The following is a 12,623-nucleotide window of genomic DNA, read 5'->3' as shown; positions in this document are numbered from 1 at the left end:
TTTAAACATAAAAAAGCCCTAGCGAAATTCATCGTTAGGGCTTATTACTTTAGTTATTAAAGTACTACTTAGGATTTCTTAAGTGGATTTTCATTAGCCTTTTGCTCAAGCTTTTCAATTTCATTAGCAATCGCTTGCGGCGAACCCGTATTACGACATAACCAATAATAAACTCAGCTTTATATTTTACGGATTGCCATTAACCGATGAACTATTTTCACTGCCGTTATAAATATTGTTAACCCCAAATTTTAATTGGTCAGTTCGTTGGCGAAGAGGTTTAGCTGAGGGCTTGTCTTATGTATCGGGTGTTACCTATATTGAAGCTATTGTGATGGCTTACTGGTTTATTTTACATAACACCAGAAACAAGAAAGCACCAATCATTACAACGGGTGCTTTTACAGAATAAAAATCGTTTAAATAATTAAGACTGTTTCTTAAATTTACGAGATGCTAAACCAATCATACCTAATGCAAAAATAGCAAGAGTAGAAGGCTCTGGAACATTCGTTACGGCTAAAGTAGCATTATTAACCTGTAAATTATGTCCCCCACCTCCTCCAACAACATAACCAAAATTTAGTGTTATTGGTTGAGTAAAAGAGGCTAATTGGCTACGAGTTATTGTAGTCATTTGTTCTGTAAATTGATGTCCTGCTAACAGCCCGAAATTTGTCCAATCGGTACCTGAAAAGCTATAATATAGACGTCCTTTTCTATTTCCCCAACCTTGATCTTTCCAGTTAAAAGATAAAGTAAAAAAATCAAATTCATTTGTAAGTTCGACACTAAACCAATCTTGAACAGTACCTGAAGAATCAGATGAATTAACTCCTGATATGTCGAAATTAGTAATCAAACCTGCTTGCGCATTTGTGATAAAACCAATACATAATGTGAGAGGTATGAGTACCTTTAAAAAATTTAATTTCATGTGTTATTCCTTTGAACCCTTTGCATTAGAAATAAAGATATAATATTGTCATTAACGCTGCGCATTTAAGCATAAAACAAGCCATATTAAATAATTATTTATTTTCAATACGTTAAGCTTTAACAAGCATCAGACACTGACAACATGTAAAAAAACCTGACAAAATAGCTTAGGCATTCATATAAGAAATTAAAAAATAATTTTGCTTAGTCAATAATGTGTTAGATCTAAATTTACTCGAATATAATGTTGATATCGTGAGACTTCGAGTTGTTTAAAATATTTAACCGACAGAGCTATTATTTTTAGTAAAATCCGCTTCTAACCTTAGACTCGATGTTGATCTGAATTTAATGAGCTAGATAATCTATCTAATACGCAGTAGATAATCATTAAACCAACAATTAAATCTCATTAATCAGGGTTAAAAACATACCTAATTTAATAACATTAAACACATAAAAAACCCTAGCAACTTTACTCAGCTAGGGCTTGTTATTTAACTTATCAAAGTACTAAATTAGACCCCTAAATAGGGTGACTTTCATTAGCCTTTTGCTCAAGTTTTTCAATTTCATTAGCAATCGCTTGCGGCGAACCGGTATTACGACATAACCAGTAATAAGCACCCGGGACGATAAATAGGGTAAATATACTGGCGAGTGATACGCCGGCAAAAATAACTACACCTATAACCATACGACTCTCAGCACCTGGACCAACAGCTAACACTAACGGAATAGCACTGGTTACTGTGGTAAAGGTGGTCATCACAATCGGGCGTAGTCTTTGTTTAGAAGCACTAATTAATGCCTCCTCAAAAGCAATGCCTTTGTCACGTAACTGGTTGGCAAATTCGACAATTAAAATACCATTTTTTGCCGCTAAACCAATGAGCATAACAATACCTATTTGACTGTAGATATTTAAACTCATGCCCATCAACTCCAATCCGGCAAGTGCGCCAACTAACGCCAGCGGCACCGTAAGTAAAATAACAAATGGATGAATGAAGCTTTCAAACTGCGCGGCTAATACCAAGTAGGTAATTAGCAGGGCAAGTAAGAAAACAAATAAGATAGAGCTACCCGATTCTTTAAGTAGTAAAGACTCGCCTTTATAATCAATCTGTACGTGTTCCGGCAACTTATTTTTAGTTACCTCCACCAGGAAGTCTAGTGCTTCACCTAAGGCATAACCATCGGCTAAGTTTGCTGTGATGGTAATACTACGTAAACGGTTATAACGATTGAGTCGTGACGAGGTCGCATTTTCACCAATGGTTAATAAGTTCGCTAATGGAATTAACTTATTGGTCGTGCGTGAACGGACATAAAGGTTATCGATATCCGTTGGGCTTTGAAATTGCGTCTCATCGCCTTCAACAATAACGTCATATTCTTCACCGCGATCGACAAAAGTAGTGACACGGCGCTGACCTAACATGGTCTCTAAGGTTTCGGCGATATCACCTACAGGCACCCCTAGATCATAAGCACGTTCACGGTCGATTTGAACTAAAAGCTGTGGATAGGTTTCTTGATAATCACTATTAATATTTGATAAATTAGGGTTCTTTTGCGCTTCGGTGATCAAAATATCACGCCACTCAGCCAACTCGGCAAATGTATTACCTTGTAGTACAAAAGACACAGGTGCATTACTACCGCCACCGCCACCAATACCACGACGCATAATGGCAAAGGCGCGCACATCGGTAACACTTTGCACATCAGCATTTATTTTATTAATAAAGCTAAAAGTATCAATGCTACGTTTATCCCATGCAGGTAAACCGACAATAGCAATACCACCCGTACCACCAAAACCTGGCACACGGACAATCACTCGGTCTAATTCGCCCTCAGCTTGATAACCTAAAAGTTTCTCTTCAATTTTATGCATGTTTTTGACGTTATTTTCATAACTGGCGCCTTCAGCACTTTGCATAATTAAGAAGAAATTACCGCGATCTTCTTTTGGCGTGTATTCAGAAGGTAACTTATTAAACAATAAAAATACTGCTGCTAATGATAAGCCCAGCACCAGTACAATAAGAATGGGTTGATGAATACTATTTTTTAATGCTCGCCCATAAGCTGCTTCAAAGCGAGCAAAAGTGCGATCAAGTTTTTGACCAAAAGAAGAACTACGCTCTCTGTGTTTTAACATTTTTGAACACAACATTGGCGTTAGTGTTAAAGCCGTCAAACTTGAAAAAACTACAGCCGCCGCGATGGCAATAGCGAATTCAGTAAATAATCGTCCCATGTTGCCCGATAAGAATACCAAGGGAACAAAAACAGCTACCAAAACTAAGGTAGTAGCAACTACGGCAAAGGCTACTTCCCTACCGCCTTCATAAGCGGCCATTAAAGGTGTTTGACCATTTTCGATACGGCGGTAAATATTCTCTAATACCACAATGGCATCGTCAACAACTAGACCGATAGCCAAGACTAAAGCCAACAATGTTAATAGATTAATGGAGAAACCAAACCAAGATAATGCCATCAAGGAGCCAATTAAAGCTACCGGAACAGTAATCGCTGGAATGATGGTAGCGCGAATATTTCCGAGGAATAAGAAAATAACCAATACCACCATTAACATGGCAATAATTAAGGTGTTATAAACTTCATCAATAGAGCCTTGAATAAAGACCGAGCTATCATAGCTATTGGTAATCGTTGTACCTACGGGTAAAGAGCTACGGATAGTAACCATCTCTTTTCTCGCAGATTTAACCACGTCCAAGGTATTGGCTTTAGATTGCTTGATTACGCCCAAGCCGACCATATTTTTACCATTGCCGCGGAACATGTTTTCATCATCTTGCGCGCCAATAAAGACTTCGGCAACATCACCTAAACGCACTACAGACTTACCTACTAAATTACTTTCAGAACTACTTTCAGAGTTACCTTCTGAGTGACTAATTACCATATTGGCAAAATCTTGCACGGTTAAATAGCTACGCTCGACCCGAATAGAAAAATCTCTGTCTATTGACTCGATGCGCCCTGCTGGTAACTCAACATTTTCATCACGTAAGGTATCTTCTATATCTTGCACGGTAATATTACGTGCCGCCATAGATACACGATTTAGACGTATTTTCATGGCATAAGTGCGACCACCACCTACTTGCACACGAGCAACACCATCAACCACCGCAAAACGGTCAACGATATAACGATTCGCGTAATCGGTTAGCTCCAGCGTGCTCATGGTTTCACTTTGCAGCACAAACCAAACAATAACATTTTCATCGTCATTGGCTTTTGAAACTTCAGGTGGATCAGCCTGCTCTGGTAAGTTATTTAATGCGCGAGAGATGCGATCGCGGACATCATTAGTCGCGGCATCAATATCTCGGTCTAAATTAAATTCAATGGTAATACTCGAGCGACCTACACGGCTATTAGAATTGATGGTTTTAACCCCTTCAATCCCACTAATTCTGTCTTCAAGTAATTGGGTTATTTTAGTTTCAACTATGGCGGCAGAAGCCCCTGGGTAATTGGTACTAATATTAACTATCGGTGGATCAATATCTGGATATTCTCTTAATGGCAGCATTAAAAAAGCAACAATACCAAAGGTGATAATAAGTAAGTTTATTACCGTGGCAAAAACTGGTCGTTTTACCGATAAGTCAGATAAAATCACTAGTGCTTGCTCCCTTTATCAGCAGTAGGATTTTCTTCAGTTTCAGCAAGTGCTTGTTCTTCAGATTCTTGACCTATAATTGTCACCGCAGAGCCATCACGAAGTTTAAGTGCGCCTTCAACCACCACTTCTTCACCGGCAACTAAGCCTGAAACGACTTCCACCACACCAGGATGGCGACGACCAATTTTTATCGCTTTACGCACGGCTTTACCATCAATCACAGCAAAGACATAATGCATATCTTCAATAGGGATAATACTGCTTTCAGGTAATTGCAGTATGTTTTCTACTTGCAATAACACGCTAATTTTAAGCAACATACCAGGGTGGAGTTTTGACGCTTTGTTATTGATGGTAGCGCGAACTTTAATGCTACGGGTACTTGAGTCAATACGACTATCAATGGCAGAAATTTTTCCAATAAATTCTTTATGTTGGTAAGCGGTATTTACCGCGCTAATTTGTTGACCAACATGAATATGCGTTAATAAACGCTCGGGTAAATGAAAGTCTACTTTAATAACACTCAAGTCATCTAAGCGAGTAATCACACTACCAGCATCAATATAAGCCCCCTTACTCACTTCGCGAAAGCCAAGTACACCGGAAAATGGTGCTCGAATAGTTAAGTTACTTAATTTAGCGCGAGCACTGGTTAGCTGCGCTTCAATCGCTTTGGTTTTCGCTTCTTGTTGCTCTACCAATGATTTAGAGGTAGCTCTACTGGCAAGTAACTCAGATAAACGCTTCAAGTGCGCCTGTGATTCTGACAGGTTAGCTTTTAACTCACTCACTTTGGCTAGCTCTTCTTGATTATTCAGCTTAACCAGTACAGCACCTTTTTCAACTGTTTGGCCATCGTCAAAGTAGATTTCATCTACAAGATCAGAATATTTACTGGTGATCACCACTTGCTCATTGGCACGCGCGGTACCGACCGCTTCGACACTTTCAATAAACTCAGCCAATACCACTGGCACCATTTTTACCGCAACCACACGCTTGTATTTACTTTTTTCTTGCTTAGCTTCTGGCCATTGCAAATAAGTAATTAAGGCCACAAGAATGGCAAGTATAATGAATAAGGGCAAACGGCGGGTAACAGCCGAAGTACTTGAAGTCGCTGTAGATACAGACTGATTTGACATAAAGAGGTTCTCTAATAACATAGTAATAGTGTGGTGGAGATAGTGCACTTGACGCATGTTTGACGGATAATTGCACGCAAATACTATAACCTATAGACCTATCAATAGCATTTACCTAGCCAGTAACTTAGCTTAAAATATTAACCACTTAACGCAAATTAACGTAAAAGAGAAAAACTTTGAATAAATTAGCTGTACTAGCCTTTGCCATATTATTATTTCTCAGTACCATGTTATGGTATCTCGCCAATGGCTCTTTAAATGATTACCTAAAAAGCCAAGTTCTTTTGCAAAGTCATTACTATAGCGGGCAAAAGTCTCAGTTACTCAGCGCTGATTTTTCAACGAATACCGGTATCACTACCTTTACCAATTTCTCTGTTGCCAATATCGATGGTTTAACTCAGCCTCAGCTATTTAAAGTCGATAACATCAGCGTACAACTGGCAGAGCTTGCAACTAGCCAATTTGACGCCCCCAGCGTAGCGAAAAAAACCACTACTTTAGTGCATGTTAAACAACTTCGCTTCAGTAACTTACACGCTTGGTCAGAGATTGATAAAATAAGTGAAACCGGTAAAACTAATTTACAGATTTTGATTAAAAAAGTTGAGAAACAACTAGCCACTGACTACCCCGCTTTATACCCACAACTAAGCGCTGAGCTATACGCAAAAATGTACCCTGAGCGCAGCGAAGAATTGGCCTTAGAAAATATTGATTCCAGCCGAGAAGTAGCAGAAATTGAAACCAACAAAGCAGTTATCGCCTCCAATGCCGCTAAACAGAAAAGACGTTTATTAGGTAAAGCACTAACCCGCGTTCGCATCAGTTCAGTACTTATTGAAGAATTAACCCTGACTATTGTTAAAGACAATAAAGTGCTTACCAAACAATTTGAGAATATCGAGCTAGGCAGTATTGGTAATGAAGATGGCTTAGACAGTAATCAATTAGGCGGAGAGCTACTTAGGCTGTTACTCAAGGAGTTAATTCGTCTTGAAAACTCTAACACTATGGAAAGATTGGCTAATTAGCTTGAACAGCAAAAATAAATAAATCATCTAGATGACTAAAAAACACTAAAGTTCACTCATTATTGCCGATATAGATCAAAGCGATTATTTAACCTTACTGTTAAAGTTAAATAATCACTTTTATTAGCCTACTCACTTTTATGTTGTGCAAACTATGTCATCTACTATGAAACAATTAATTTCTGTTACCGATTTAAAAGGTAATTATACCTATGTAAATCAAGCGTACTGCCAAACCACAGGTTATCAAGAAAGTGATCTGCTAAATACTGATACACGTAGCTTAACTCATCAGAAAATGCCCAAAGTGGTGCTCGATGAGTTATCGGCAACTTTGGCTAAAGGTTTTTCATGGCAAGGCTTATTACAGCTGAAGAGTAAAGCAGGTAAGAGTATTTGGCTTGATGTCTTTATCACCCCGCAATATAGCCAAAGCAAGATAACCGGATTTCAATGTATTAGCTCTGTGGCAAGCACCAAGCTTGCCAGCGATGCTGATCACATCTACCAAGCGCTCAACAAACAGAATAACTGGGTAACTTTTGAATTTACTAAGAACCATAAATTTGCTTTTTTAATATTGCTCACTGTCTTAGCTCAAGGTTATATTTTCACTCAGCTTGGTTTACTTGCTTCAGTTATTGCCGGCCTGAGCGCGGTTACCCCCATTATCATATTTTGGTCAGATATAATCCCGACTGCTATGCGTGCTCAGCGCATGCAAACAGTGTTCGACTCAGTATCACGTAAAGTCTACTTCGGTAAAGGCAGTGCCAGTGTTTTTGATTTTAATTTCTCACTGTTAAAAACCAAAATCAAAGCCATCATAGAGCGCACACTTGATGCTGCTAAACCGATAAAAGCGGTAATGGCGAAAGTAAGCCAAGGTTTAACCGATACCCGCAGCACACTAGCGCAGCAAAAAGATGATTTAGAGCAATTAAGTACGGCTATGAGTCAAATGCAAGAATCAACCCAAGATATTGCCCAGAATACAGTTAATGTTGCTAGCGAATTAGAAATAACTTTCGAACACTGCGAGCAATCACAAAAAAATATTTATGAAACCAGTGATAAAATTAGCCAATTAGCGCAAGCGGTAGAGAATGCTTCAAGCTCAGCCGATAGCTTAACGCAATCGGCTAATAATGTGGGTGAGTTGATGGAGGAGATTCAATCTATTGCCGATCAAACTAACCTGTTGGCATTAAATGCGGCCATTGAAGCGGCTCGCGCGGGTGAACATGGTCGTGGTTTTGCTGTCGTAGCTGATGAAGTACGTAACTTATCATCACGTACGCAAGAATCTGCAGTAAAAATCCATCAACGCTTAACCATTATGCTCAATACCATAGAGCAATGGGTAGCTTTAATGAATAAAAACAAAGATGAAGCGCAATACTGTGTCGATAGTGCACAAGCATCACATCAGCAAATTGATTTAGTGGTTGAGAAAATGCAAAACATTAACCAAGCCGCCACTCAAATTGCTACGGCCGCAGAAGAGCAATCTTGTGTATCTCATGAAATTAATAATCACTTAAATGATATTGCTCACAGTACTGAGACGACTTGGCAGCAAACCGATAGTGTTGCTGAGCAAATGCAAGAGCTGGCGAAGAGTGTTGATGATATCGCTGATTTAGCTAGCACCTTTGTGCCAAAGAATAAGTAAACTCTCTAACAATTAAAAGGACTGAAAATGTCTTGGAAAAATAGTGAAAATCACTACGGGCTTGTCTCAATAAAACTTCACTGGTTAATGGTGGTTTTAATGATTTTTGTTTTCGCCAGCATTGAAGGTAGAGTATTTTTTGAAAAAGGCACCGACATGCGAGATCTCTTCAAAACGATACACTTTATGCTAGGTTTATTGGTTTTTACCCCAGTCTGTATACGTCTCTATTTACGCTGCCTACAAGTAACTCCAAAAATAACCCCGCCACTTTCTAACATGCAAGCATGGGCAGCCAAAACGGCTCACTTAGTGCTTTATGTTTTTATGATTGCCATGCCAATTTTTGGCTGGTTTGTGCTCAGTGCAAAAGGCAAAGTTATTCCCTTTTTCGGGCTAGAACTGCCTGCGCTTATTGCTTATGACAAACCTTTAGGAAAAGTATTAGAGGGCTGGCATAAAGAAATAGGCTCATGGGGTTATTATCTTATTGCTTTTCATGCTGTCGCAGCTTTAATGCACCATTATATTCAAAAAGATGACACCTTAAAGCGCATGTTACCTTTACGAAAAAAAAGATAGGGAACTAGCTATTCATTGGTCTCAATAAATACTGTTCTACTACCGTCACAATGCAAGTCGGCAATCAAATGTGGTGAGCCATCATCATTAAGCTCTAAATACCCTAAGCCGATTTTTGGCTGCAGCCCTTGATGGCCCTAATTTTAATTTTTCAGCCTTAGCTTGTGTTCCAGCTGAAGGCTTATATTGAGTATCGATGCTAACCATTAACTACAGCCTTTAATACGCATAGAACGACGTTTGGTAAATTAGTATTAATAGTAAAGCCAAGTCATTACCTTATGGAATTAAATCAACATATTACCATTACTGCCGATACCATATATTGCTTGCATAACAATACTCAAGCCTTGAGTTACTTCCATTTCATTCATGGCAGCAAAACCCAAGCGGATAAAGCGATACTCCTTTTTGGGTAAGTCATGGTCAGATGATTTTTCGCAAGATAAGTCTTTGAGCCTGCTAAATTCAACTTCCGTTTGCAGGTAGACCCCTTTGGCTAATAGCTTTTCTTTTAAGCCAACAACAGACTTACCAATATCAAGCCAAATTGCCATACCGCCGGCGGGAATTTCAAAGTGTAATGGCAGGCCCTGCCTTTGATAACTTTGTAGCAGTGACACCATATGATCACGGCGCTTGTGATAAAGCTTAGTCATGCGGCGTAGGTGCCCTTCAAAGCCACCTTGCTGCATCCACTTAGCTACCGATTGCTGCACTAAAACATTACACTTATGATTCATCAACATCTTATAAGCCGCAAGCTGCTCAATTAAGGCATCATTTGCCACCACATAACCAATACGCGCGCCGCCAAACATCAGTTTTGAAAAGGTAGAAATATAAATAACTAAGCCTGCGGGATCATCGCTAGCCATCGGTGCTATAGGTTGGCTGTTATAGTGAAACTCATGATCATAATCATCTTCCACTATGGCAACACCATATTGCACCGCTAATTGGTATATTTGCATACGCCTGCTGATATCAAGAGATACTGTGGTTGGATATTGGTGTAATGGCGTCAGATAAAGTAGCTTTACCTTACCCTGAGAAAATACTTGCGCCAGATGCTCAGGATCTATACCACGATCATCTTGTTTGATGGCAATTAACTTCGCACCGGTACGCTCAAAAGCAGCCCAAGCCGGTGGATAACCTAGTTGTTCAACCGCAACCTTATCGCCAGATTGTAACAGCAGTTGTGAAATCATATACAAGGCTTCTTGTGAGCCATTACAAATCATTAATTCTTTATCAGTAATCGAGCGAACACGCCTTAAATAAGTGGCGATTTCTTTAATGAGACCTGCTTCTCCAAGACTATCACCATAACTTAAATCATCTATTTTAGGCCGCTGACAAACTTGCGAAAAATGACTTTTAAACTCATCAAAAGGGAATTTTCTGATATCAGGCTGACCACCAGAGAAGTTAAAAGGATATTGGCTAGCTTTTATTTTTGGCGTGACTGGTACGTTTTGTTTAAAGCGAAATTGCCAAGTAAAACTTTGCTGCGTTTGCGCTACTTTATTTACTTGCTGGCTTGTTTGAATTGGTAAGTTTTTTACCACTCGATAACCTGAACGCTCTTTCGCTTCAACCCAGCCTTGTGCCACTAATTCAGCTAAGGCCGCCATGATGGTATGGCGATTAACCGTTAACTGCTGGGCAAGTTTACGTGCTGACGGCAATGCTTCAGTGGGAGCAACCTGCCCATCTTTAATGGCTTGTCGCAACGCATCGGCAATGGCCAAATATTTTGCTTGTTTAGCTGAGGTCTTATTTTTATCTAAGCTCTCAGAATTTAATTTTAAGCTTAAATGTAAATTCAAAGTTAGGGCTTTCAATCTGGTCTATCAACTTATACAAATCTGGTTGTAGTAGTTATACCAAAGACAATCATAATAACAACCACTAACCAGCCAATTTATGCAGCAACTTATGTTAAAAAACCCAGCGTTAAAAGATTTCCTTATTAAATCTTGTCCTATTAAACCATTACCTCTTAAGGCGATAACATTAGAAACCCGCTTAATAAAATTAGTACCCCTGACAATGCAGCACCTTGAAGGGTATTGCTTAGCAGGTAATTACCCGCAAGTTTGGCAACACATGCCCATCAACCGCTGTCAAAGCCAAGAGATTGCTAAGCCTTGGCTAGCAGAAGCCATCAAAAAAATGGACCAAGGGCTAGAGCTTGCTTTTGTCATCATTAATAAAGTAAGTGAGAAAGAAAGTGATACCGTTATCGGCTCAACTAGACTGTTTCGTTACAACGACAATGATAAAACCATTGAACTAGGCCACACCTTTATCACCCCTGATTTTCAACGCAGCCATGTTAACTCCCATGCCAAGTACTTAATGTTAAAACATGCTTTTGAGCAGTTAAAAATGGTTCGGGTAGAAATATGTACGCACGAAAATAACCAGCAATCACGTAATGCTATAACGCGAATTGGTGGTCAGTTCGAAGGGATTTTAAGAAAGCATCGCCGTGCTCCTAATGGCGACTATAGAAATACGGCACTCTTTAGCATCATCGATGAAGACTGGCTGCAGGTAAAACAACAACTATTAGCTACAGGAAAAAGCCAAGAGGAGTTTATGCATGTGCCAAGTTAATGAATACCCTACGCTCTTTAGCATCATTGATGAAGACTGGCCGCAGGTAAAACAGCAACTACTGTCAACAGGAAATACTATGAACAGCAAAAAAGCAGAGGTGTTTATACATGTACCAAGTTAAAACACACTCGGAACCAGAGTATCCCGCTGAGCATTTCATTAATACAAAGCCGATCGCTATGCTTGAAGTTATCGAGCAAAGTCCATTAGCGACATTACTCTTTTTTGATAACAATAATGAACTAGATATTAGCCACATTCCCTTTCACTTTACCGACAACACAATAGTTAGGATTAACGAAAACCAGAGTGAAAGTAAAAGTGATAGTAATCGGTTGATAGGTCATCAGTTAATGGCGCATGTTAGTAATCAGCATCCCTTAGCACAACACCTTAAAGCTGTTGCTAACAGTGACTATAAAGATAATGCTGAAGGCAAAAAAAATATCACCCTAATCTTTCACGGTGAAGATGATTATATTTCCCCTAATGATGTCAGTGCTGAACATAGTTCAATGCAAAAAGTTCCCACGTGGAACTACGCAAAAGTACATGTTAGTGGTCAAGTTACGGAGGTGACTAACCTTGATGAAAAATACCAGCATATGCTGATCAGCAGTGATCATTTTGAACAAGTTAAAGTGCAACAAAAACTAACATCACCGAATACGCAAGTTGCTTGGTCACTTGCTTCAGCGCCAAGCCATGCTATTGAACACATGCTAAAATCGATTACTGTTTTTACCTTCACCATTAGCCGTATTGAAGGTCGCTTTAAGTTAAGTCAGAACAAACCTACAGCATTAAGAGCGCAAATAGCCGAACAGATCACAAAGCGAAATAAACCTACATTAGCAAAACAGATAACTGGCATTTAGCCTTCACTTACGCTCCACTTATTTTCCATGACCCGGTACGGAATTGCGACGACTTGCGTT

10 protein-coding genes are annotated in these 12,623 nt (G+C 39.3%); 6 read left to right on the top strand and 4 right to left on the bottom strand.

All coding sequences use genetic code 11. From position 1 onward, the window contains the following. Nucleotides 1-427: 427 nt before the first annotated feature. The 3 genes from HRT55_RS08345 to HRT55_RS08335 all read right to left on the bottom strand — a co-directional run bounded on the left by HRT55_RS08345 (nt 428) and on the right by HRT55_RS08335 (nt 5,760). Complete coding sequence (locus HRT55_RS08345; RefSeq protein ID WP_291620349.1) at nt 428-937, bottom strand: PEP-CTERM sorting domain-containing protein; 510 nt, start codon at nt 935-937, stop codon at nt 428-430. 528 nt (nt 938-1,465) lie between these two features. Then, entirely contained in the window at nt 1,466-4,609 is a 3,144-nt protein-coding gene (locus HRT55_RS08340; protein ID WP_291620347.1) for an efflux RND transporter permease subunit, read from the bottom strand. Then, the gene (locus HRT55_RS08335) at nt 4,609-5,760 is read right to left on the bottom strand and encodes an efflux RND transporter periplasmic adaptor subunit (RefSeq protein WP_291620345.1); all 1,152 of its coding nucleotides are present in this window, start codon (nt 5,758-5,760) and stop codon (nt 4,609-4,611) included. Before HRT55_RS08335 ends, HRT55_RS08340 begins: the two co-directional genes overlap by 1 nt. A gap of 179 nt (nt 5,761-5,939) precedes the next feature. Here HRT55_RS08335 and HRT55_RS08330 point away from each other — a divergent pair, with 179 nt between their 5' ends. The 3 genes from HRT55_RS08330 to HRT55_RS08320 all read left to right on the top strand — a co-directional run bounded on the left by HRT55_RS08330 (nt 5,940) and on the right by HRT55_RS08320 (nt 9,054). After that, complete coding sequence (locus tag HRT55_RS08330) at nt 5,940-6,797, top strand: hypothetical protein (RefSeq protein WP_291620343.1); 858 nt, start codon at nt 5,940-5,942, stop codon at nt 6,795-6,797. Nucleotides 6,798-6,951: 154 nt separating this feature from the next. Then, nucleotides 6,952-8,472, top strand: a complete 1,521-nt coding sequence (locus HRT55_RS08325; protein ID WP_291620341.1) for a methyl-accepting chemotaxis protein — start codon at nt 6,952-6,954, stop codon at nt 8,470-8,472. A gap of 27 nt (nt 8,473-8,499) precedes the next feature. After that, on the top strand, nt 8,500-9,054 hold the full coding sequence (locus tag HRT55_RS08320) for a cytochrome b (protein WP_291620339.1): 555 nt from the start codon (nt 8,500-8,502) through the stop codon (nt 9,052-9,054). Between the two features lie 287 nt (nt 9,055-9,341). Here the strand turns inward: HRT55_RS08320 and HRT55_RS08315 are convergent, their stop codons facing one another. Further along, a complete protein-coding gene (locus HRT55_RS08315; RefSeq protein WP_291620337.1) occupies nt 9,342-10,889 on the bottom strand; it encodes a PLP-dependent aminotransferase family protein in 1,548 nt (515 codons plus the stop codon). 109 nt (nt 10,890-10,998) lie between these two features. Here HRT55_RS08315 and HRT55_RS08310 point away from each other — a divergent pair, with 109 nt between their 5' ends. Genes HRT55_RS08310 through HRT55_RS08300 form a run of 3 tightly spaced genes read left to right on the top strand, consistent with a single transcriptional unit; the run spans nt 10,999 to nt 12,563 of the window. Further along, a complete protein-coding gene (locus tag HRT55_RS08310; RefSeq protein WP_291620335.1) occupies nt 10,999-11,682 on the top strand; it encodes a GNAT family protein in 684 nt (227 codons plus the stop codon). Then, on the top strand, nt 11,669-11,806 hold the full coding sequence (locus tag HRT55_RS08305) for a hypothetical protein (RefSeq protein WP_291620333.1): 138 nt from the start codon (nt 11,669-11,671) through the stop codon (nt 11,804-11,806). The genes HRT55_RS08310 and HRT55_RS08305 overlap by 14 nt, the downstream gene beginning before the upstream one ends. Then, entirely contained in the window at nt 11,793-12,563 is a 771-nt protein-coding gene (locus HRT55_RS08300; protein ID WP_291620331.1) for an FMN-binding negative transcriptional regulator, read from the top strand. Before HRT55_RS08305 ends, HRT55_RS08300 begins: the two co-directional genes overlap by 14 nt. Nucleotides 12,564-12,623: the final 60 nt, after the last annotated feature.

Source organism: Colwellia sp., assembly GCF_013214175.1.
In the GTDB taxonomy this organism is placed as follows: Bacteria; Pseudomonadota; Gammaproteobacteria; order Enterobacterales; family Alteromonadaceae; genus Colwellia.
The sequence above is the reverse complement of the archived record's forward strand: the minus strand, read 5'-3'. Positions and strand labels throughout refer to the sequence as shown.